Consider the following 22,148-nt stretch of genomic DNA (forward strand, 5'->3'; position numbering starts at 1 on the left):
TGTCGCCAGCCGCGGGGGCTGGCGAGGTTTAGGGGTCGGAAAATCAGGTCACTGGGATCGATAATGATGACGGAAAAGTGACCTGTCCACCATTTTCCTGAAATATTTTCTGTGGATAATATAGCGAAATCAATGAGATGAATTTCAATGCGTGGCATCGGCGGAAGTCAGCTTACCACTTTGGCGACTTTGTCCCGGTCGTGGCGACGGTCCCCGCGATGCGGCGCCATCCCCCTGCGCGATGCCGGTCGGCAAGCGGCCGTAACGTCAACTTTCGGCAGGGTTGTCCGCTGCATCACCGCAGAATGACCGTGATGGCCGGGGCGCTGCGCCGCGAGTCCGGGAAGGTGCGTCGGCAATGATGGCGCGGTCTTTCCAACTGACGCAAGTGGACATAATATCAGCGGGTTGGCACGAAGCTGTGGGCGAACGCCTCGGCTTGGAGGCCCGCAGGCGCAAGGAAATGGGGCATGCCGGGAAGACGCGAACACAGCATTGATTACCGGCCAGCGGGGGCGACCAGGATCTGCGCAGGGAAGCCGGCGTGTTAAGCAAGACCGACCTTCAATTCCTCTGGGTCGCGGATGTGACCGTCGGCCATGAGGGCGGACCGATGACCGCACTGGCGGTCGCGCGCGGGGCGCGACCCGCCCATGCGCTCCGGTCGATGGAGGACTGGCTGGCCGGCCGGCGGACAGACGGGACGGTGCGCCTGCGTGGCGCGCTGGCGGATCATCCCCTTGACGAGGCGGCGGCTCTTGCCGCGGGCGTTGCCCCGGACGAGGTCCGCACCGGCGGGTTCGGTTTTGACGATCCGCGATCCAGCCAGCACCAATCCGGCCTGACCGGACAACCGGCCTCTCGGACATGGCCGGCCGACCCGGATACCCTGCGCGGCCTGCTGTTTTCCGCGCCTGCGCAGGACGGCCGCCTCGCTCCGGCCGAGCATGTCTACGCGGTGCTCGACGGGGCGGCCGTCTTCGGCCTGCCCGAGCTGCTGGAGACGGCCGGTCTGCAGCATGCCTGCCTTTTTCAGGGTGACGCCGCGCGCGACTACGCGGCCTCGGCGCCCTGGCTGGTGCGGCTGACGCCGGATCATCGGCTGACGCGGGTCCTCACCGATACCGGCGGCAGGAGGGGGGCGCTGTCCTGGGCCTCCGGTCCGGGGCTGCTGATCCGCTCGCCGCTCAGCCTTCGGGGGCTGCGCCGGCAGCTTCGCGCCTATACAATGATCCTCGACGCCACGCGCGGACGGCGAATGTTCTTCCGCTTCTACGATCCCCGAACCTTTCGCACGGTGATCGTGAATGCGCGACCGCAGATGTCGGCCGGGTTCATGCGCGGTATCCGCATGGTCGCCTGTCCCGACGCGAAGGGCGACATCCTGACCTTCGCGCGCGGCTGAGCTGACGGCTGAGCCGACGGTTGATCCACCGGCCGGCGGGTCAGGCCAGCAGGCTCTGCGCCCGCATCCAGTCGAGCGCGTTCTGGTCGATATCGCGCGGTAGCCGCTTTGGTCCCAGCAAGGAGCGCTGCCACCACGGATAGCGGATCCGGTCGGGACGACGGGCCTGAAGATCGGGCTCCTCGGTCAGTTGCAGGAACCCCTTCATCTGATCCAGTAGCCGCGCGGGCTGGCCCGGCTGACGGCCAGGATAGGGGCCGAGCCTGAACCGCGAAAGCCGCTTCGGATCGCGGCTGTCTTGAAGCTGCAGGATCGCCTCGCCATGGGCATCGCTCATCCGCAAGCCGTCGAAGGCGGTATTCAGATCATAGGTGAAATAGCGGCTGGGCAGGATGAACAGCCGCCCTCCGCGCCAGCCGTAAATCGCCCCGAGGTCGCGGTTGAACCGCACCGGACGCGGACGGCGCAGCAGGACGAACAGAATCAGCGGCAGAACCGAGATCGACAGGATGAGCAGATCCCTCAACCGGCTGCCGGGATTGCGCAGGAACATCTGGACGGCAAAGGCCGCCGGGGTGGTTTCGGCGGTGCAGCCCATGTCGGAATAATGGCCCTGAAGGCAGGTGTCATAGCTGTTGGCGCCCCAGGGATTCGTGCCCCACAGATAGCCATGCCCGTAATACATCGTGGTCTTCAACAGCCAGTCCGGGTCGACCCAATACCGATAGGAAAAGGTCAGAACCGCCGCCGCGCCGACGAGCCCGAACAGCAGCTTCATCTTGCCGTAATAGGCGGTCACGTCGACCAGATCGGCGCCCGCGCGGGCCGAGCCATCGAAATCCCTGTCGCGCACATTCATGGGGTCGCGAATTCCTTTTTCGCCGTATGCTCGAAGCCCGAGCGGGGGCCGCGCAGGCTGACCTCGACCTCAATGCTCTTGAGGCCCATGGGATGGGGCTCGCCGAAGGTGACCCACATGCTGTCCGAGGTGCCGATGCGCTGCTTGGTGTTGGGCAGTGCCCGCGGGATAAAGAAGTCGCCGCGCGAGTTCGGCACCTTGTGCGTCACCTTGACCTCAATCTCGGCGACGCCGATTTCGCGGATGGCGTTGCTGCGGACCATGACCTTGCGGTCGCCCGGCACCGGGTCGAAGATCACCGGCGCCCAGGTCAGTTCGGCGAAGCGCGCCATTTCCTCCTCGAAATGGGACCTGTAGGGGTCGGGCAGGTCCTTGGCCATCTCGATCTGATCGTAAAAGGTCGGCCTTGCCCGATCCCAGTATTCCTTGGACGAACCCCAGAAACCGAACCGGACGATGTCCTCCAGCGCGTCATAGGAGCTCAACGAAATCAGGAAGCCCACGGCCAGAATGACTGCGCCGATCCCTGCCGCCGCCCAGCCCAGTCCCGGTATCATCAGCAGGCCGCCGATCAACATGACGGCATTGCCCCAGATTTCGGCATCGTCATCACGCTCCATCCCGCGCACGATCCCGCCGATCGAGGCAACCGTTCCGAAGATCGCCGCGACATAGGGCACCGCAGTCGCCCCGAAGGCCAGTCTGCGGCCAAGCGCGGTGGCCGGCTGCGACATGCGGACCAGCGGTGTCGCCCCTCGCAGGACGCGGCTGTTATACAAGGTTTCCAACGCCTCGGCCGAGATCTGCGAGGCGGTGTGGCTGGTCTTGCCGAATGCCTTGTAGCTGTTGGTCAGCGCCTCTGTCACCGAGGCCGTGGCGGCGGCGAGTTGGAAGCCCTGCGACGAGGTGAATGCGGTGAATTTCCCCTGCGCGATCATCGTTCCGGCCTTCTTGTAGCCGGTGGCGGTGCTGAACAGCGCCCAGCTGGAGACGAAGACCGCCAATGCGTTGTGCGGCAGGTCCGCCATCGCGATCCGCCTTTCGGCGGTGATGCCGCCGACCAGACTCCAGGTGGTGGAAGTGCGGATATAGGGGATGTCGGCGCTCGGCCCGGCATTGACGAACATGCGTGTGATCACCTCGGGGATTTCACCCGTGACCAGTTGCCCTGCCACCCGCGACGAGCTGTAGGGACCACCGATCCCCTGCACGAACCGGGCCGCCTCGTCCAGCGAAAGGCGGACGGTGCCAAAGGCCAGCCGCGAATTCGGACCCTGGCGGAAGCCGGCCTCAAGCGCGTCCTGCCAGTTGGCGATGCGCTGGTTGCCGCCCGCGAGTTCGTGGGCCAGCTGGACGGCGACGGCCTCGAAGGCGATCTGGAAGCTGTATTGCGACTTGCGGATCTGGTCATAGGCGACCTCCTTCAGGCCACCCCAGATCGCGGCGAATTTCTCGAGCTTGTCCTTGATCTCGGGGGCGCCTTCGGGGATCTTCACCGTCTTGTTCCCCAGCGCCCGACGCAGCACCGAGGCCCCGACATGGGTGAGGTTGAAGGCCGCGCAGGCGCGCCCGAACATGACTGAATAATACTCCGCCGCCATCGCTTTCCTGGCGTCGTCGCCCTTGGCCTCGCTCATCGCCTCGGCGGCGGCAAGGGTCAGATGGGTGCCCAGCATCTGCGACCCCTGATCCACCATCTGCACGCACAGGCCCGCCGTGCAATCATCCATGAAACGCAGCATGGTCTGCTGTTGATCGTAAAGACCGCGATAAGTGGTTTTCCAATCGGGGCCGAGCGCGGGACTGTTGAACAGCCGCTCGAACCGGCCGTCGCGTTTGGGGATGTTCGGTTCCAGCTGCGTGCAGAGCTTGCCGACGGTCAGCGGATAGGCATAGGTCGCGGTGAAGTTTTTCTGGTGGTCGTCAAGAAGCTGCAGGCGATAGCTCATCTCCTCGATGTCGCCCATGACATCGTGGACGGCGACGAGCGCGACGCATTTCTCATTCCTGGGGGTGATGGCAGGGTTCCAACTGGCGCCGCCCCGGAATCCCGTCTGCGACAGGCCCAGCCGGGCCTTCAGCGGCTGCGGCTGGGATCCCAAGGGCTTGAATTCCTCGACCAGCTTTTCGGCATCGCCGGCAAAGGCCGCCCAATCATTCGTGCCACGCAGGTTGACCGGCGCCATGAGCTGGGCGCGAAATCCTGCATCGTGCCCCTTGCGGAAGAAGGCCGGCGGCCAGCGATATTCGCTGAAGGCGACCCAGATCTTGCTGGCCCATTTGGGCACCCAGCAATCGCGCGAGGTTTCGTTGCTGTAGGTCCATTCGCCGTCGCCGTAAGGATTGGTCCATTCGTATTTGACGAACTGTCCGCTGCCGCGATCATCGACCTGGGCGTTGGCGGGGGTCACGTCGGAATTAGCGTCCTCGCTGCCGGTGGAGTAGCGAAAGACATACCAAAGGCCGTCCGAACTGGTTGAGGAGGCGCGTTCCTCGGGCTGCTCGATATAGATATAGACGAAGCCGCGCCGCAGGGTCCGCAGGATATAGTTGCCCGGCGTGCCGATGGCGGTCGGCTTCTGCGGGGCGCGCAGGTTCTCATAGGGCAGCAGTGAAAAGCGCACCGGAAAGATCGGAATGCGGTCGGGGGTGCAGTGAAACGCCGGATCCTCGGGGTCGTTGCTGGGCGAGAAGTCACCGTAGGTCATGGCGCGGTCTCCAATTGCCGGGCGACATCCAGCAGCGCGCGGGCGCGGCCGGTATCGCTGTAGGTTTCGACCGCGCGGGCTTCGGGGCGGTCAAGCAGGTGGGCTTCGTCGATCCGGTGGCGGAACAGGATGAACAACGTTTCGACATAGCGGGCAATGGCGCGTTCGGCGCGATACCCCCGACTGCGCGCGTGGCAATAGAAAGCCGCGACCTGCGTGGCCGAGGGTGGATCGCGGTAGATATCCCCCAGCACCTCGCGCAGCCGGACGGTGAAGCGCTGGCGCAGCAGGACGCGGGAATGGGCGGTGAAGGTGTCCAGAAAGCCATCGCTGGGCGGCGGCGCAGTACCAGCGGACAGCGCCAGCCAGCGGTCATTCGGCATCCGGCAGAAGGCGCGCTCGATCCCGTCGAAGAACCGTGCGGGCAAAGCGGGATCGGGGTGATGGGCCAGATAGTCGCGGAATTGCGTCGACCAGAAGCGCAGGAACAGCCAGTTGCCGCGACCATCGGGCAGCTTGGTGAATTTGCGCAGATGGCGCCGCAGCGCCTCGAACCCGTCCGGGGCGTGCAGAAACAGCGCCGCATCGGCGGAATAGAGGCCGCGCGCGGAATCCCGCTCGTCGCGCGTGAACAGATGCCGCAAAAGGCGTGCATCGGCCGGAAGCTCGACCAGATAGGGCGAGACCTCGGCCAGGCTCTCCCCGCCGTCACCCTGAAACAGGCTCTCCGACCGCAGCCCCTCGCTTTCGATGCGCATCAGGATGCCCGGATAGGCGGCACTGTCCAGAACCGCGAAGATGCTGTCGCGCTGCGCCGGGAACAGATGCGGCCCCAGATCGGCCGGGCAGTTCAGTGCCGGGAAAGCGCCGAACTGGCTGTCCAGCGGCGGATGACACCCCAGATCCGTGACCGCCACTGCAAGGCCGCGCGCATCCGCGCCCCATCGGCAAAACGAAATCTGTCCCTGACCGTCGCGGATTTCCTCCATCACCAGCGCCGGCGCGCCGGGTTCCAGGCGCAGGGGCAGATCGGCCGGAAACGCATCGATCGCCGATGACCCGATCCATTGGCCGAGCGGCGCGCAGGCCAGATGGGCGGGGTCGATCTGGACGACCCGGTCGCGCAGCGCGGTCAGGAAGGTCTCTGCATCGGGTGCATGGCCGCCCGCAACCAGCTTCGGCCGGCCGCTGTCGGCGTGCAGAAGCGCCAAGTAAACCTGCTCCGTCATGCCGGGGGCGCTGTCTGGTGGTTGCAGGGCAGGGTCGCGGTCCCCGCGGCATTGCGATCACCGACCCGAGCAATGCGGAGCCTGCGGCCTGCCGTGCAAGTGGACGCAGGCTGCCGCCACCGGGCAGTATCGCCGTCAGCGAGGCCGCGTTCACGGAAAATGGGATAAATCGCCGAACCCACCACGGGCATCCACATCAAAAGCTTCAACATTTTATGGAATGAAGCTTTGGGTCTGTCGCTGGTCGAGGTCAAGTGCGAACTGCCCGGCGGGCCGCAGGGTTCAGCACCCGCACACCCTGGACGCCGGGGCGACCGCGACCACCGGGCAACGCCGCCGCGCTATTCCGCTGCGTCAGCCATTGCAGCTGCGCCGACTGGGGCCACCCGCATCCCGAGCCGGGCCAGCAGGTCGGCATCCTTCCAGGCGGCGGGGTTGTCGGTGGTCAGCAGCTGGTCACCCACGAAGATCGAATTCGCCCCGGCCAGAAAGCACAGCGCCTGCAACTCGTCACTCATTCCGGTCCGGCCGGCCGACAGCCGCACCACCGAGGCCGGCATCAGGATCCGCGCCAGCGCCACGATCCGCACCAGCGCAAAGGGATCGACTGGGCGCGCGTGGTCCTCGACCGGAACGCCCTCGATCCGGTTCCACAGATTCACCGGCACGCTGTCGGGATGGGCGGGCAGGGTGGCCAGCGTCACCAGCATGGCGATCCGGTCCTCCTCGGTCTCGCCCATGCCCAGAATGCCGCCGCAGCAGACCTTGACGCCACCCTTGCGCACGGCCTCGACCGTGTCCAGCCGGTCCTGCATCGTCCGGGTGCTGGCGATGCGGGCATAATAATCGGGCGAGGTATCGATGTTGTGGTTGTAGAAATCGAGGCCGGCTTCCTTCAGCCGCGCCACCTGATCCGGGGTCAGCATGCCCAGCGTCATGCAGGTCTGCAGCCCCAGCGCGGCGACGCCGCTGACCATGTCGCAGAGCCTGTCCATGTCGCGGTCCTTGGGGCTGCGCCAGGCGGCACCCATGCAGAAACGCTGCGCCCCGGCGGCCCTGGCACGCCGGGCGGCGGCCAGAACCTCCTCGGTGTCCATCAGCTTCGTCGCCGTCACGCCGGTCTGGTGATGCGCCGATTGCGAGCAATAGCCGCAGTCCTCGGGGCAGCCGCCGGTCTTGATGCTCAGCAGGCTGGCGGTTTCGATGCTGGTCGGATCGAAATGCGCCCGGTGCAGGCTCTGCGCCCGGTGCAGCAGATCGGGAAAGGGCAGGGCGTGGATCGCGCGCGCCTCGGCCATGGTCCAGTCGGTGCGGATCATCAGCCGCGCCCCTTCAGCCGGCGCATGGCCGCCAGCAGCCCCGATGCCAGCGCGACCTTGACCAGATCGCCGAGGATGAACGGCGCAAATCCCGCCGCCAGCAAGCCCGAGGGTGGCACGAAGCCCGCCAGCCACAGCAGGCCCGCTGCATAGACCACAGCCAGTCCGGTCAGCATCGCCAGGGCCTGCCCCAATGCGCCGCGCCCCTGTGCCAGCCAGCCGATCACCCCTGCCGCCAGCAGATAGCCCAGCAGATAGCCGCCGGTCGGGCCGGCCATATAGGCCAGCCCGATGCCGCGCTCGGGCGTGCCGGAAAAGACCGGCAGGCCCATCGCGCCCGCCGCAAGATAGGTCACCATCGTCACCATGCCGAGCCGCGGCCCCAATGCGGCGGCGAGGGTGAAGACCGCCAGCGTGTGCAGGGTCATCGGCACCGGCCAGAACGGAATCTGCACCTTGGCCCCGAGCGTGATGAGTGCCGCGCCCCCAAGCGCGATCACCAGCGGGCGCCAGCGAGCAGCAGAGCGGGGAATGGTCTGGGTCTGGGCCGGAAACGGCATGGATCGATCCTCCGGGATTGGTATCTATCTATAATAACTGCGGCAGCCTGCCGGATCAGCAATCTGAATTATAGATAATCAGCCGGGAATCTCGTAAGTCTCTCGCGGAGCGGCATTTTTTGTCGCCGGCTTGCGCTTGCCGATCCAGCCGACATGGCGGGCGAGGATCGCGCAGGCAAGGTCGGTCTGACCTTTGCGCAGCGCGTCGAGAATGGCGCGGTGATCGTGGTCGGTGCGGGCTTCCCAATCGCGCTGCCAGGCGGCGAACAGAAAGCGGGCGCTGGCGGCGTGCAGATCGTCGATGCTGCGCAGCAGGCGCGGCATCCGGCAGGGCGACAGGATCAGCCGGTGAAAGCGGCGGTTCGCGGCCTCCCAGTCGCGCACGGTGCTGGCGCTGTCGCCGTGGCGCGTCACCTCCTCGGCCTCGGTGAGGATGCGGCGCGTCAGGTTCGGCGCCGCGTGGCGCAGGGCGAGTGATTCAAGGCTTGCCCGCATCTCGGCGACCTCGCGCAGTTCGGTCACGTCGAAGTCGGTGACGCGAAAGCCGCGTCGCGGGGCGCTCTCGGCCAGGCCCTGCGCCTGCAATTCGCGAAACGCCTCGCGCACGGGGACGTGGCTGGCGCCGAATTCGGCGGCGATGTGATCCTGACGCAGGCGCGCGCCCGGCGCGATCTCGCCGGTGATGATGCGATCGGCCAGGATGCGTGCGATCCGTGCCGCATGAGTTTCTTCCGCGCGTCTCTGCATGAATTATAGATAATTCCGGCTGTCCGCCCTGTCGAGCGTGATCGCGCGTCACCGCTACAACACGGCCGGTTTCTGATATGGGGACGGTTTGGCGCGATTCGGCAGGCTGGGACGGGAACGGCATTGAAACAGGCAGGCACGACGGATGGGACGCGGCTGCGCGATGTCGCGGCCGAGCGGTCCCTTGTGGCGCGGCTGCGCGTGGGCATGCCCTATCTGCTGGCGCTGATGCTGTTCGGGCTGGGCGCTTATGCGCTGTATCATCTGCTGGCGCCCGTCGACATTCACGCCGTCGCCGATCAGGTCCGGGGCACGCCGTGGCAGGTCATCGCGCTCGCGCTCGGCGCGACACTCGCCGGCTATCTGTGCCTCGCGGCCTATGATTGGTCGGCGCTGCGCCATATCGGCAAGCGCCTGCCGCTGCCGGTGGTCATCATCGGCGGCTTTCTGGCCTATGCCTTCGGCAATACCGTCGGGCTGACGGCGGTGTCGGGCGGCGCGGTGCGCTGGCGTCTCTATTCCGGGCTGGACCTTGACGGCTATGACATCGCCGCGGTCTCGACCTTCACCGCCGTGGCCTTCGGCGTGGCATCGACGGTGGTCGGGCTTGCCGCACTGGCCACCCATCCGCTGGCTCTAGCGGCGATCCTGCCCCTGTCGGCCTCCAGCGTGCGGCTGCTGGCGATCGCGGGGATCCTCGCCATTCTGGTGCCGCTGGTCTGGGCCAGCTTCACCGGACGGCGGCTGACGGTCGGGCGGTTCCAGCTGCAGGCGCCGTCGCCCTCGCTGCTGGTCATGCAGCTGCTGATCAGCCTTGGCGACATCACCTTTTCCGCGCTGACCCTGTATCTGCTGCTGCCGGCGGGCGGGCCGGGCTTTCTGACCTTCCTCGCCGTTTTCGCTGCCGCGACCATGGCCGGGGTGCTGAGCCATGTGCCCGGCGGCGTCGGCGTGTTCGAGACCATCATCATCGCCGCGCTGCCTTCGGCGATGGGCATCGACCGGATCGCCGCCGCCCTCCTGCTGTATCGGCTGATCTATTACCTTGTCCCCTTCGCCATCGCGCTGATCCTGATGGCGCTGTTCGAAAGCTGGCGCGCCATCGGCGGCAAGGCGCGGGATGGCTGGCTGACGCGGGTCTTCGCCGCAGCCGAGCCTGCCTTCCGCGCCATCGCGCCGGCCGCCCCGATGCTGCTGGCGATGATGGTCTTCGGCTCGGGTCTGTGGATGTCGCTTTCGGCGCTGCTGCCGCCGGTCAGTCAGGCCGGCGAAGCCGCCGAGACGCTGTTCCCGCTGGCCTTCATCGAGGGCTCGGCCCTGTTGTCGAGCGGGTTGGGCGGCTGGCTGATCATCCTGTCGCTGGGTCTGGCGCGGCGCAGTCAGGGTGCGCTGTGGCTGACCATCGGGGCGATGCTGGCGGGCGCGGTGGTTGCGGCCCTGCAGCGCAGCGAGACCGAGCAGGCGGTGACGCTGGTGGCGGCCGTGCTGATCCTGCTGCCGTTTCGCCGAGCCTTCCGCCGGCATTCGGTGCTGACCCATGGCGCGCTGACGCCCGGCTGGGCGATCCTGTTGTTCGCCGCCATTGTCAGCGTCGGCTTCGTGCTGTTCTTCGCCCATAAAAGCACGCCCTACGAGTATGAATTGTGGTGGCAGTTTGCCGCGAACGCGAATGCGCCGCGGGCGCTGCGCTCGGGCCTGCTCATCAGTCTGCTGATCGGTGCGGGATCCTTGCTGCTGCTGCTGCGCGCGCCGCATTTCCGCCCCGCCGTCCCCGATGCCGCGATGCTGGAGACGGTGCGCAGGATCGCGATGGCGGGCGATCAGCCCGATGCCGGGTTCGCGCTGACCGGCGACAAGGCGATCATGCTGTCGGATGATCGCCGCGCGTTCGTGATGTTCGGGATTTCCGGCGGCTCGTGGCTGGCCTTTGGTGGTCCCGTCGGCGATGCCGCCGCCGCCGAGGAGGTCGCCTTCACCTTCGTCGACGCGGCCCGCCGCGCCGGTGCCCGTCCGGTGTTTTACGAAGTCGGCGCCGAGAGCGTGCCGCTGATGCTGGAACTGGGGATGGTGCTGCACAAGATGGGCGAGGAGGCGGTGGTCGATCTGGGCCGCTTCTCGCTGGAGGGGCCGGAACGCAAGAAGCTGCGCGCGACCCATGCCCGCGCCCGTCGCGATGGCCTGTCGCTGGAACTGGTCGCGCCGCCCCACGACGCGGCCCTGATCGCCGAGCTGCGGCAGATCTCGGACGCATGGCTGGCGGCGAAGAACGGCCGCGAGAAAGGCTTTTCGGTCGGGCGATTCGACCCCGACTGGCTGAACCGCTGGTCGATCGCACTGGTGCGCCTGGACGGAAAGGTGGTGGCCTTCGCCAATCTGATGACGACCGCGACGCGTCAATCCGCCAGCATCGATCTGATGCGGCATTCCGGCGCCGCCCCCGCCGGCACCATGGAGTTCATGTTCACCGAACTGATGCTGCAACTGAAGACGCAGGGTTTCCAGCGCTTTTCGCTGGGCATGGCGCCGCTGGCCGGCCTGTCGCCCCATCGCAGCGGCCGGATCTGGGACCGCTTCGGCCACATCATCTATCGGCGCGGCGGCCGGTTCTATAATTTCGCGGGCCTGCGCGCATTCAAGTGCAAGTTCGGCCCCGACTGGTTCCCCCATTACCTCGCCACGTCATCGGGACTGCCGCCACTGATGCCGCTGACCGATGCCGCCCGCCTGATCGCCCGCGACCCGACCCGGCGCGACGAGCCCTGAAGGCCCGCCGCCGGCGCGGCCGGGCAAAAACGGCTGGCGCTGTCGGAACTTGCCGCCTTCGCGCGTCCTTGATCCACGAGACCAGCGACAGGCCCCCTTTCGACTGGGGGAATGGCCCGCATCGCCAATCCGACGACCGAAACCGACCACGCACGGAGACCTGACATGAACACGCTCACCACCTGCCTGTGGTTCGACAAGCGCGAAGCCCGCAACGCCGCCGCGTTCTATGCGGCGACCTTTCCCGACAGCCATGTCGACCGGGTGAATCTGGCCCCCGCCGATCATCCGGGCGGCCATGAGGGCGACGAACTGACGGTGGAATTCACCCTGCTCGGGCAATCCTATGTCGGCCTCAACGGAGGGCCGTTGTTTACCCCGAACGAATCTGTCAGCTTCATGGTGCTGACCGCCGATCAGGCCGAGACGGACCGTTACTGGAACGCCATCGTCGGCAATGGCGGTCAGGAAAGCGCCTGCGGCTGGTGCAAGGACCGCTGGGGCTATTCCTGGCAGATCACCCCCCGGCGGCTGATCGAGTTGGTCTATGGCCCGGATCGCGAGATGGCCCGTCGCGCGATGGAGGCGATGCTGAGCATGCAGAAGATCGACATCGCCGCCATCGAAGCCGCGGCGGCAGGCGGCTAGCCGCGACGCGCGGCGGGTTGCGCACCCCCGCGAAGTTCCGACCCCAGCGGGATCGCGTGGGGTCGACCTGGGGGCGCGCGGCCCCCCAGCCGGTGATCGAGCGCGGCGGATATGGACAAGGGACGTGGTGCGCGCCTGATGCGCCCGCGAAGGCGCTGGCATCTGTGGGATGGCCATGCGCCGCCCAGCTGGCCCTTGGTCGATCAATGAGATTTCGTGCGGAGCATGGCTGCTGCTGGCGCCTTCGTATATGCGATCACGACAACGAAATCTGGAAGCGCAAGGCCGGGCATAAGGAATATGCGGCCGCCCATTCCATCATACTTTTCGCTGAGGACGGCGCAAAATTGGTGGTGCCCGTCAAAAGCCCTCGCCACGAAACAGGGTGGAAAAACAGACGAAGCCGTAAAAACAAAAAAGAAGCACGGCGATATTGAGATCGAGTTTACCGCAGCTAGCGTGAACCCGCGCGAACCCAATGCTGCCGTCCGATTGTGGCGAGGAAGCTTCGCTTGCGGCCATCGGAAAGAAGCATCCGCATTTCAATTGAACGGGCGAAAGGTGGTAAAATTCATGTTATTATTCATAGTCTTGACGATAGATTTTTATAAATCAGCTTTCCTCGGCTGATCGTCCTCGGCAACAGTGCTGAAATGCATCTCCCTTCCGGGCCGAATGATTGCGACACGGCGCCCCGCGGTAAGGCCATGCATTTCACGTTTCCTCCGGGAGGCCGCAGCATCTTCTTGTCGAGGATCTGAGCGGCCTTCGAAGGGCGTAATGGCCGTGCCGCTGCGACATTATGTCGCCGTTAAGTCGCTCACCGCGATGTTATCGGGATGAATATTGGCTTTGGGCGATGGTTATATTAGGGTCGACGGCTTGTGAAATTCCGTGGGGTGATGAAACTATGGGTACTTCAACCGTCGATTGGCTTTGGCTCGGAAACCAGAGTGCGCTCAACTCAGACCCAAACACAGCCCCGACTGATGCGGAAGTCCAACAGATTGTCGGGCTGAGCCGGGAAGGCTCTGATGAGATCAAGCCCACCAAGCTGACGGGAACGACTTATCCCAGTAATGCAGCGCAAAAGGGCGAGTGGTTTCTGCCGCAATACCACCTGCAACAAAATGGGCTCGCTGCGCCTGACTCGGACTTCGACTATATTTCTCCGACAACGGGTGAGCCCGTGACGGATGTCACGCTGGACTTCTTTTCCATCGTTCAGATCGATGTTCTCACCCCGGACGGGACAACTTCACGTTATCCGGCCGTGATTGTCCAGATGAGCAATGGTGACGTGTTCCTGCGCCCGTCTGCGGCAGCCCGTGACGCGTTGACCAGATCAAATCGCTGCAGAAAATCACGGTCGTTTCGGCGTCTCAATTCAATGGCAACGTTCAGAGCGGCTATCTTGACCCAACCCTGTCCTTCAAGCCGTCGATCTATGACCTGGATATCGTCTGTTTCGCCAATGGCACGCTGATCCTGACCGATCGCGGCGCGGTACCGGTCGAGGCGCTGCGCGAGGGCGATCTGGTCGTCACCCGCGACCATGGCACCCAGCCGATCAGCTGGATCGGCTCGCGGCGGCTTTCGGCGGAAAAGCTGCGGGCGAATGCGCGGCTGCTGCCGATCCGGGTCGGCCAGGGCGCCCTTGGGGCAGGCGTGCCGTCGCAGGACCTGCTCGTCTCGCCTCAGCACCGGTTACTGGTGCGCTCGCATATCGCGCGGCGAATGTTCGGCGCCGACGAGGTGCTGGTGGCTGCCAAGCACCTTTGCGCGCTTGACGGGATCGAGGTTGCCGCAGATGTCGGTCAGATCGAATATTTTCACCTGCTCTTTGACCGGCACGAGGTCATCATCGCGAATGATACCGAGGCGGAGTCGCTCTATACCGGTCCCGAGGCGCTGAAATCCGTGGGTCCTGCCGCCCGCGAGGAAATTCTGACCATCTTCCCCGAGTTGATGGACCGCGATTTTGCCCCAGCCCGTCCCCTTGTGGCCGGTCGTCAGGGTCGCCGTCTGGCGGCACGGCATCTGCAAAACAGCCGAGCCGTTCAGTAACCCCCTGCATGGACGCTGCGAAGGGCAGGCACGGCTCGCAGCAGCTGGAAGGTGGCGGCAACACCGTCGATCAATGGTTGTGATCGGCCGACCCTGATGTGGTCCGCCGTCTTTCGGCGATCTGGTCATTCTTCGGGGCGTGCCACCCTACACGGCAGGGCGAAACCGGCTGGAAGGGCCGCACGATCCCCATGGATAAGCTCGACCGCATCGTTGTCAGCCAGATTTAGGAAAGGCTGTTGAACCCCGAACGGATCGAAGACGCGCTCGCCTCGCTGCTGGGTTGCCCGCAGGAGAGCGTTGATCAGCGCGGCCAGCATGGCGAGGTCCGGGCGGCGCGATCTACGTCAACCGCAGCAAAACCGCGCTGTTGAGGACGCTGATAGCCACCAGAGGAGGGAAATCGGCGGGAATCGGCGTTCCCGGTTTTGTTCCGAAGTGGCGGAGGGGATGGGCTTGATATCCAACCTTCTCTGGAAGACCTGTGACCTGCCTTCTGACAGGTCGCCGTTCTGCTGTCCGAGCCAGCTTGCCAGCGAGACGAGGCGCGACATCATGTCTGCGAGGCTCATGATCCACAGGTCGCGGTTGGCGATATGCCCGATCTCATGCGCCAGCACCCCGGCGAGTTCTCGGCCGTCGAGCAGGCCGAGCAGCCCGTCGGTGACCCAGATGCGCTGTCCTCGGGGCTGCCCAGGGCGAAGGCGTTCGGCAGCCGGCTCGGCACGCGATAAAGCGCGGGCGCGCGCTGCAGCCCGGCCCTGCGGGTGAGTTCGGCCAGGGCCGCGAGGAGACCGGGGCATCACGACCGGCGAGCCGCTGCGCCTGTTAAGCCGAGAGGAGCAGCCGGTGTGGCAGCGCGGGCGGAAACAGGAGATCCCCGACCATTGCGAGCGCCATGAGGAGACCGGTCTCGGGTCCGACGATCGCTGTCACCGCGATCCAAGCGATCGCGGCCATGAGCCCGAGCAGCAGCGCCGATTGCACGAAATTGAGCAGGCGGAAGCCGCGGTCATCGCGTCTCGTGGCCTCCGAGTTCGCGCCGGTCCTGATCGCGCACCAGCCAGTGGACAGCGCCGAGCGCAAGCGCTGCGCCCGCGAGTGCTGCAATCTTGGATGAATCCGTCTCGCCGAGGTCCAGGATGATGAATTTGCGCGCGATGGCGAGGAGCGCGATCAGCACGATCGTGCGGACCTGGAGGATCCCGAAGCTGCGTTCGGTCGCAACAAGAAGGGAGCGCTTGAACTCGAGCGCGATCACCACAGTGAAGATCATGCCGAACACCACCTGGAAGGTGGCGTAATCGAGAGTGTCGAATGCCCCCAGAATCAAGCGGTTCACGACTTCGCGCATCAGCGCCCACACCGACGCCACGACGATCGCCGCAATGATGACGCTGAGGACGATGATGACAACTTGCTCGAACTTCTCGTAGAGCGTCATCGCCGACCATTGTTCACGGGTCAGCCCGGATGGTTTCAGGTCTTTCATCAGTTCCCCTCGAAGTTCCCCCCGAATAGACAAGCTCTCCCTGGCTTCGCCGCAGACCGGGATCATTCGGGAATTCTTTACCTGCGATGGAGCCAGGAACCAATTGTTATGTGTCGAGAACCGGGACTCCGGGCCCAGACTATCGATCGTTCCTCAGTCTTCCTGCGAAAGAGCCCCGCCGCTGGTCTCGTTTGCGGCGGGGCTCCATTAGAGGTTCTCTTTTAGTTGAAGATGCGCGTTCGAAGTTCCTCGAACCGGGTCGCAATCGTTTCGAAGATCCCTCCGGTATCCTCCTGCGCCTCAATCTGACGGTCCAACTCATCCAGCGCCTTATGCAGATCCTCGAAATCGCTTTCGCGGCCGTAGCCGAGCGCTTCGGCGATTTTGAGTTCCTGGCGTGCCGCCTCAACATAGTCGGCGGCCGTCAGATCGGCATCTTCAGTAGCGGCTTTATCTTCAGTAGCGGCCTTGTCGTTTGCCGCCTCACCGTCGTCATTGAGCAGAGCTTTGGCCTTCTCGATCATCGCCACGGCTCTGAGCGGAGGCAGGGCGATCACTGTTTCGGTCACCACCTGGGTGCTCAGTGCGGCGTTGAGAACCGTCATCGCTTCGTCGGTCTTTCCTTCATCAAGCAGTGCCGTCGCTGCAAGGATCGCGTCGGGATAGGTCGCAAGCGGCAGGCTGGTTGTCCGGATGACAACCTCGGACGCGAACTCGCTCAGCAGCGGTCTCGCTTCCTGGAACTTCCCATCGTCGACCAAGTCCTTGATCTGTTTGCCGAGTCCTCGGACGGCTTCGACGCTGCCCAGAACGTCATAGGTGAAATGATTGACCGACACGGGCGCCAGAGCGAGACCCGGTTCACGCGCGACGACGGTTTCGAGCTTCCCCGTAGCCAACGCGAGCGCAGCAATCGCCGCATCTTTATCGCCCTTCTCGATCGCGGCGATCGCGGCCATCGTTTCATCGAGCGCGTCGACCGCCTCCTGGATCAGGGCGGTGCGTTTATCGGCGAACTGTGAATCGGTTTCGGCGGTCACGCTCTCTTGGACCTGCTCCCGGTTGACCGCCTGCGCTTTAGCCTCCGCCTGAGCCGTATCCTGAGACCAGGAAGGGCCGGCGCTGACAATCAGCAGGGCCAAAGCTGTTCCCGCGTAAAGATTCCTGAGTTTCATCAGTCTATTCCTTTCGGCTGTGATTGGTTCTACGGCGGTTTCGCCGCAGAGTTGGCACGATCAATGCCCGGCTCAGGCCTCCTTGACCGCGATTTTCCTGACCTTGGCCTGGGCTTCGGGCGTTTGCGGCAGCTTGATCGTCAGAACCCCGTTCTTGAAGGATGCCTCCGCCTTTTCGCCATCCACACCGGGGGGGAGCGGGATTGTCCGATAGATCGCGCCGTAGCTGCGCTCGGACAGATAATACCCTTTTTTCTCCTCCTGGCGCTCGATCTTCTTCTCGCCCTTCACAGTCAACATGTCATCGTTGACCGTCACCTCGATGTCCTTCATCTCCATGCCCGGCAGCTCGATCGACACTTCGATCGCCTTGTCGGTCTCGACCACGTCGGATTTCGCTTCGCCGCTGCCAAAGGGCCATTCGAAATGACCGACCCGGTTCCAGAAGTTCTCGAACACATGGTTCATTTCGCGCTGGAGTGTCGCGATCGGGTTGTCTTCGCTGCTCTTGGCGTCTGGCGCGCCGTCCTTGCGTGCCCAGGGAATGAGGTCTTTGATCTGCATGATATGGTCTCCTTCGGTTTTCAGGCGCCTTTGACGGGGATCCTTTTTGGCTGCGCTTCAGGGGCTCGGGGGAGCGTCAAAGTGAGGACGCCTCCGCGCATCTCGGCCTCGATCCTGTCGGGATCGAAATTCTCGGAAAGCGTGAAGGCCCTCTCGAAATCACCCTCGCCATATTGGGCATAGGCAAGTTCCAGGTTTTCTGGCCGCATCGGCTCAACCTTGCCGCGGATCGTCAGCACGCGGTTTTCGAGTGTGATTTCGACCGCATCGGGGGCGACCCCAGGCATTTCGAGCATCATGGAGACACCCTGATCGGTCTCGACAATATCGGTCAGCGGGCGGTAGATGCGGCCGCCGCCGGCGGTCTCGGGCGCGTCGGTCGGCGTCGTTTCGGTGGCTTGCGTGATGTCGGTGCTCATCGTTCCAGCTCCTCTCAGGCTGCCTTGATCTCGATTTTTTTTGGTTTTTCTGCCTCGGGCCGGGAGATGACGATCCGCAGTACGCCGTTCGCTATTTTCGCCTCGACCTTGTCATCCGCGGCCGCGAATGGCAGACGGATCGCGCGAGAAAACTTGCCATACCCGCGCTCTCTGCGGTGCCAGCGCGCGCCCTCGGGCGCCGTTCGTTCGCCCTCGGGCGCCGTTCGTTCGCCCGAAATCGTCAGGACGTTGTCCTTGACCGCGATCTCGATATCGCCCGGCTTGATGGCAGGAAGTTCGGTAGTAACGGCGACGGCTTCCGCATCCTGCCAGACATTCACAGCCAGGAATGCCGCACGAGACGGCGACGGCCAGAAGCCGCGGTCGAGATCGCGCATCATGGAGCGCATCAGCGCAAAGGGATCGCTGCGGCGCAGATATGTTGGATAGAGCATTGCTGGTCTCCTGTGGCTCGACGACGTCGTGCAGGAAAACACTGCATTCGCGGTTCGATCGCCACGGCAAGAGATATCGATCCCGAAACCTTTTCAATTCTACGCTCACAAGGATACCACGCAGGCATAATTTATGCTAGCATTTCAATCTCTATCGGCGTCTGATGGAGCTTCGCGACGGCCTACAGATCCTTGGAGGTCAAATGATGATTGCATCCGACCATGCGTTGATCGGGACGACGATCCATCGGGTCGCCCAGCACATCCAGCAGCGGATCGACGATGAAAGTCGTGAGTCCGGTTTGACGAGACAGTCGTGGATGGCAGCCGCCCATGTGGACGAGTGCCCGGGCCTCGCGATCGGCGACCTCGCGGCGCGGCTGGAAGTCGGCAGTGCGACAGCCGGGCAACTCGTGGACCGCATGGTGCGCGGCGGCTGGGTTGAGCGTTCGCCGTCACCGAATGATCGGCGGTCGCAGATCGTTGTGCCGACGAGAAAGACGCAAAAAAATCTTGCGAGACCTAGATCCCCGACGAGCGGCGTTGAAGGAAGACATCTTACAGGACCTATCAGTCGATGAGAGGCGCGTTCTTCTCGCACTTCTCGAACGCATAGATGCGCGGCTTTCACGCTAGAGGGCGCGAATCGGTATGGAGAGGAAGACTGGATCTTCTCGAGCAATCTGCGCAGGATCTCCTGCAACCAAAGACAGTGGACGAGCCCGATCTGGTGGCATTAGGTTCAAAGATGAAAAGGACGGAAGCGGTCGCTGCGTGACACTGTCACTGGCGCAGATGATCGGCGGACAACCCTGACTGGATAAAGAAACGGAGAAGACGAATGGCAAACGGAGCTTGCGATATTTGCGGTCGCCCGGCGACGGCGCGCGTGCGCGCCTCGTTGAACGGCAGAGTTCAGAACATGGAGCTGTGCGATCAGCACTACAGCGAAGTAGCGCGCCGGTCGGGTCGCAGCGCCTCGCCGCTGGAGTCCCTGTTCGGACGGCGCTCCCTCCTTGACGAATTCTTTGGCGAGAGCGGTTTCGGCAGCCTCTTTGGTGACAGTCCGCCGCGAGGCGGCACGCTCGGCTCTATGGGTGATAGCGATGACGCTGTCGTCGACGCCACTTTCGGCGAGGGCGCGCCGCGGCGTGGATCGCGGCGCGGCGGCGGACGCACCATCGCCGACCGGCTGAGCGAACAGGGCAACAAGCTGCTGCAGGATGCCGCACAGAAGGCCGGGGAATTCGGGCGCAGCGAGGTCGATACCGAACATCTGCTTCTGGCATTGACCTCGTCTGACGTCGTCAAGACGATCCTGGAACAGTTCAAGGTCGATGTGGACGATCTGCGCCGCCAGATCGAGAAGGAAGCGAAGCGTGGAGACGCCAAGACGGAAGGCGAAATCGGCGTAAGCCCTCGCCTGAAGGACGCGCTGAACCGGGCCTTCATCGCCTCGAACGAGCTTGGCCATTCCTATGTCGGTCCCGAGCACCTTCTGATCGGACTTGCCGAGGAAGGTGAAGGCCTGGCCGCGGCGATGCTACGCAAGCTGGGGTTGACGCCGCAGGCGCTGCGTCAGCAGGTGACGAAGGTGGTCGGCAAGGGAGCCGAGGAAGGCCGCGTCGAGACTCCGTCGAACACCCCCGATCTCGACCAGTTCAGCCGTGACCTGACGAAGCTCGCCCGCGAGGGCAAGCTCGATCCCGTCATCGGCCGCGCCCGCGAGATCGAGACGACGATCGAAGTGCTGGCCCGCCGGAAAAAGAACAACCCGGTGCTGATCGGCGAGCCCGGCGTGGGCAAGACCGCCATCGTCGAGGGACTTGCACAACGGATCGTCGCGGGCGAAGTGCCCGAGGCGCTGCGCGACAAGCGGCTGGTCGAGCTCAACATCAACTCGATGGTGGCCGGGTCGAAGTATCGCGGCGAGTTCGAGGAGCGAGTCCAGAAGATCCTCAAGGAGATCACCGAGGAGAAGGACAGCCTGATCCTGTTCATCGACGAGATCCACACCATCGTCGGCGCCGGCCAGGGCGGTGGCGAAGGCGGTCTCGACATCGCCAACACCTTCAAGCCGGCGCTGGCGCGGGGCGAGCTGAACCTGATCGGTGCGACGACGCTCAACGAGTACCAGAAATACATCGAGAAGGACGCGGCGCTCGAGCGACGGTTCCAGCCGGTCTATGTCGAGGAACCCACGATAGCTCAGGTCATCATGATCCTGCGCGGCCTGCGCGACACGCTGGAGGCGCACCACAAGGTGACGATTACCGACGAGGCCATCATCGCCGCCGCGGAGCTTTCGGATCGCTATATCACCGGTCGCTTCATGCCCGACAAGGCGATCGACCTGATCGATCAGGCAGCCGCGCGGGTGAAGATCTCGGCCACGGCGCGCCCCGTGGACGTCCAGGAGCTGGAAGCCGAGGTCGCGCAGATCAAGCGCGAACAGGACTATGCCGCGGCCCGCAAGCAATTCGACCGGGCAGCGGAACTGAAGAAGGAACTCGAACAGAAGCAGAAGGAACTGGACGAGCTTCTGGAAATCTGGAAGCGCGACCAGGCTTCGGCGACCGCCGAGGTGCGCGCCGATCACGTCGCGCAGATCGTCTCCAAGATCACCGGCGTTCCGGTCACGGAGCTGACCACCGAGGAGAAGGACAAGCTCCTCAAGCTCGAAGAGAAGCTGCACGAGCGCGTCATCGGCCAGGAAGAAGCGATCCGCGCCGTGGCCGATGCGGTGCGGCTGGCGCGTGCGGGTCTGCGCGAAGGTTCCGGTCCGACTGCGACCTTCCTGTTTCTCGGGCCAACCGGGGTTGGCAAGACGGAACTGGCCAAGACGCTCGCGGAGGTGATCTTCGGCGACCAGGATGCGCTGATCCGTATCGACATGTCGGAGTATGGCGAGCGCCACTCGGTTGCCCGGTTGGTTGGCGCACCTCCGGGCTACGTCGGATACGACGAAGGCGGGCAGCTGACGGAGAAGGTGCGCCGTCGGCCCTACTCGGTCGTGCTCCTCGACGAGATCGAAAAGGCGCATCCCGATGTCTACAACATCCTGCTTCAGGTGTTCGACGATGGCCGCCTGACAGATGGCAAGGGCCGCGTGGTGGACTTCACTAACACCATCATCATCGCCACCTCGAACCTCGGTTCGGACATCATCCAGCGCAACCTCACGAAACGCGGCAGCAGTGAGTTCGACGAGGCCAAGCAGAAATCCGAACTGATGGAGGTGTTGCGCGGTCATTTCCGGCCAGAGTTCATCAACCGGATCGACGAGATCATCGTCTTCCATTCGCTGAACCAGTCGGAGATCCGCCAGATCGTCGAGTTGCAGCTCAACCGGGTGAAGCGGACCGCCCTTACCCAGGGCGTCGAACTCGAATTCGACGTGAGCGTCGTGGATCACTTCGGCGCGGTCGGCTTCCGCCCCGAATTCGGCGCCCGCGAGCTGCGCCGGCTGATCCGGTCGGAGTTGGAGACCGAGTTGGCCCGCGAGATGCTCTCCGGGCGGATCGAGGATGGTGACAAGGTCCGCGTCGCCTGGTCGGAAGACGAACAGAGGGTCGTGTTCGAAAAGATCGTAAAGGACACCGGTGACGACAGCCCGGACGATCAGGCCAAGGCCGGGATCGAGGAGCCCAGCGAAGTTGCCGAAGACAGGACGGACGTTCCGAAGCCCAGCGTTGGGGATGAGGTGCAGTCCAAGGACGACAAGTCCGCCGAGTGACA

At 64.3% G+C, this 22,148-nt stretch carries 21 protein-coding genes; 7 read left to right on the forward strand and 14 right to left on the reverse strand.

Annotated features, from left to right (window positions below):
• Window positions 1–544 precede the first annotated feature (544 nt).
• Window positions 545–1,405: a DUF4123 domain-containing protein gene (locus H1S04_RS11220; protein ID WP_181745683.1), complete on the forward strand. Its 861-nt coding sequence runs from the start codon at window positions 545–547 to the stop codon at window positions 1,403–1,405.
• A 40-nt stretch (window positions 1,406–1,445) separates the two neighbouring features.
• Here the strand turns inward: H1S04_RS11220 and H1S04_RS11225 are convergent, their stop codons facing one another.
• From H1S04_RS11225 to H1S04_RS11250, 6 genes are all read right to left on the reverse strand, one after another.
• Window positions 1,446–2,264 (reverse strand): hypothetical protein, encoded by an 819-nt coding sequence (locus H1S04_RS11225; RefSeq protein ID WP_181745684.1) that lies wholly within the window; start codon window positions 2,262–2,264, stop codon window positions 1,446–1,448.
• Window positions 2,261–4,972: a toxin VasX gene (locus tag H1S04_RS11230; RefSeq protein WP_181745685.1), complete on the reverse strand. Its 2,712-nt coding sequence runs from the start codon at window positions 4,970–4,972 to the stop codon at window positions 2,261–2,263. The genes H1S04_RS11225 and H1S04_RS11230 overlap by 4 nt, the downstream gene beginning before the upstream one ends.
• Window positions 4,969–6,183, reverse strand: a complete 1,215-nt coding sequence (locus H1S04_RS11235) for a DUF4123 domain-containing protein (protein WP_181745686.1) — start codon at window positions 6,181–6,183, stop codon at window positions 4,969–4,971. Before H1S04_RS11235 ends, H1S04_RS11230 begins: the two co-directional genes overlap by 4 nt.
• A 359-nt stretch (window positions 6,184–6,542) precedes the next feature.
• Window positions 6,543–7,520 carry a biotin synthase BioB gene (gene bioB, locus H1S04_RS11240; RefSeq protein ID WP_181745687.1) on the reverse strand — a complete coding sequence of 326 codons (978 nt, stop codon included), beginning with the start codon at window positions 7,518–7,520 and terminating at the stop codon, window positions 6,543–6,545.
• On the reverse strand, window positions 7,520–8,080 hold the full coding sequence (locus H1S04_RS11245) for a biotin transporter BioY (RefSeq protein WP_181745688.1): 561 nt from the start codon (window positions 8,078–8,080) through the stop codon (window positions 7,520–7,522). Before H1S04_RS11245 ends, bioB begins: the two co-directional genes overlap by 1 nt.
• Before the next feature lie 78 nt (window positions 8,081–8,158).
• On the reverse strand, window positions 8,159–8,827 hold the full coding sequence (locus H1S04_RS11250; protein ID WP_181745689.1) for a GntR family transcriptional regulator: 669 nt from the start codon (window positions 8,825–8,827) through the stop codon (window positions 8,159–8,161).
• 123 nt (window positions 8,828–8,950) lie between these two features.
• Here H1S04_RS11250 and mprF point away from each other — a divergent pair, with 123 nt between their 5' ends.
• From mprF to H1S04_RS11265, 3 genes are all read left to right on the forward strand, one after another.
• Window positions 8,951–11,590: a bifunctional lysylphosphatidylglycerol flippase/synthetase MprF gene (gene mprF / locus H1S04_RS11255; RefSeq protein ID WP_181745690.1), complete on the forward strand. Its 2,640-nt coding sequence runs from the start codon at window positions 8,951–8,953 to the stop codon at window positions 11,588–11,590.
• A 165-nt stretch (window positions 11,591–11,755) separates the two neighbouring features.
• A complete protein-coding gene (locus H1S04_RS11260) occupies window positions 11,756–12,238 on the forward strand; it encodes a VOC family protein (RefSeq protein ID WP_181745691.1) in 483 nt (160 codons plus the stop codon).
• 216 nt (window positions 12,239–12,454) lie between these two features.
• Complete coding sequence (locus H1S04_RS11265; RefSeq protein WP_181745692.1) at window positions 12,455–12,868, forward strand: hypothetical protein; 414 nt, start codon at window positions 12,455–12,457, stop codon at window positions 12,866–12,868.
• 633 nt (window positions 12,869–13,501) lie between these two features.
• On the opposite strand, the gene H1S04_RS18685 is transcribed toward H1S04_RS11265, so the two are convergent.
• Complete coding sequence (locus H1S04_RS18685; protein ID WP_255435584.1) at window positions 13,502–13,795, reverse strand: hypothetical protein; 294 nt, start codon at window positions 13,793–13,795, stop codon at window positions 13,502–13,504.
• Between H1S04_RS18685 and H1S04_RS11270 the strand changes: the two genes are divergently transcribed.
• The gene (locus H1S04_RS11270) at window positions 13,760–14,305 is read left to right on the forward strand and encodes a Hint domain-containing protein (RefSeq protein ID WP_255435596.1); all 546 of its coding nucleotides are present in this window, start codon (window positions 13,760–13,762) and stop codon (window positions 14,303–14,305) included. The genes H1S04_RS18685 and H1S04_RS11270 overlap by 36 nt on opposite strands.
• Window positions 14,306–14,430: 125 nt before the next feature.
• Here the strand turns inward: H1S04_RS11270 and H1S04_RS11275 are convergent, their stop codons facing one another.
• The 7 genes from H1S04_RS11275 to H1S04_RS11305 all read right to left on the reverse strand — a co-directional run bounded on the left by H1S04_RS11275 (window position 14,431) and on the right by H1S04_RS11305 (window position 18,410).
• The gene (locus H1S04_RS11275) at window positions 14,431–14,625 is read right to left on the reverse strand and encodes a hypothetical protein (protein WP_181745693.1); all 195 of its coding nucleotides are present in this window, start codon (window positions 14,623–14,625) and stop codon (window positions 14,431–14,433) included.
• A 27-nt stretch (window positions 14,626–14,652) separates the two neighbouring features.
• A complete protein-coding gene (locus tag H1S04_RS11280; protein ID WP_220185204.1) occupies window positions 14,653–15,108 on the reverse strand; it encodes a M48 family metalloprotease in 456 nt (151 codons plus the stop codon).
• A gap of 209 nt (window positions 15,109–15,317) precedes the next feature.
• Window positions 15,318–15,797, reverse strand: coding sequence for a phosphate-starvation-inducible PsiE family protein (locus H1S04_RS11285; protein ID WP_181745694.1), 480 nt, complete (start codon window positions 15,795–15,797; stop codon window positions 15,318–15,320).
• Window positions 15,798–16,018: 221 nt separating this feature from the next.
• Entirely contained in the window at window positions 16,019–16,972 is a 954-nt protein-coding gene (locus tag H1S04_RS11290) for a YfdX family protein (RefSeq protein WP_181745695.1), read from the reverse strand.
• Between the two features lie 72 nt (window positions 16,973–17,044).
• On the reverse strand, window positions 17,045–17,536 hold the full coding sequence (locus tag H1S04_RS11295) for an Hsp20/alpha crystallin family protein (protein ID WP_036751095.1): 492 nt from the start codon (window positions 17,534–17,536) through the stop codon (window positions 17,045–17,047).
• A 20-nt stretch (window positions 17,537–17,556) separates the two neighbouring features.
• On the reverse strand, window positions 17,557–17,955 hold the full coding sequence (locus tag H1S04_RS11300; protein WP_181745696.1) for an Hsp20/alpha crystallin family protein: 399 nt from the start codon (window positions 17,953–17,955) through the stop codon (window positions 17,557–17,559).
• 14 nt (window positions 17,956–17,969) lie between these two features.
• Window positions 17,970–18,410, reverse strand: a complete 441-nt coding sequence (locus H1S04_RS11305; RefSeq protein ID WP_181745697.1) for an Hsp20/alpha crystallin family protein — start codon at window positions 18,408–18,410, stop codon at window positions 17,970–17,972.
• A gap of 206 nt (window positions 18,411–18,616) precedes the next feature.
• Between H1S04_RS11305 and H1S04_RS11310 the strand changes: the two genes are divergently transcribed.
• Both H1S04_RS11310 and H1S04_RS11315 read left to right on the forward strand, forming a co-directional pair.
• Window positions 18,617–18,991: a MarR family winged helix-turn-helix transcriptional regulator gene (locus H1S04_RS11310; protein WP_255435585.1), complete on the forward strand. Its 375-nt coding sequence runs from the start codon at window positions 18,617–18,619 to the stop codon at window positions 18,989–18,991.
• A 260-nt stretch (window positions 18,992–19,251) separates the two neighbouring features.
• Window positions 19,252–22,146 (forward strand): ATP-dependent Clp protease ATP-binding subunit, encoded by a 2,895-nt coding sequence (locus tag H1S04_RS11315; protein ID WP_181745698.1) that lies wholly within the window; start codon window positions 19,252–19,254, stop codon window positions 22,144–22,146.
• The last annotated feature ends 2 nt before the right edge of the window (window positions 22,147–22,148 follow it).

The organism is Paracoccus sp. S1E-3, from assembly GCF_013868135.1.
Classification (GTDB): Bacteria; Pseudomonadota; Alphaproteobacteria; order Rhodobacterales; family Rhodobacteraceae; genus Paracoccus.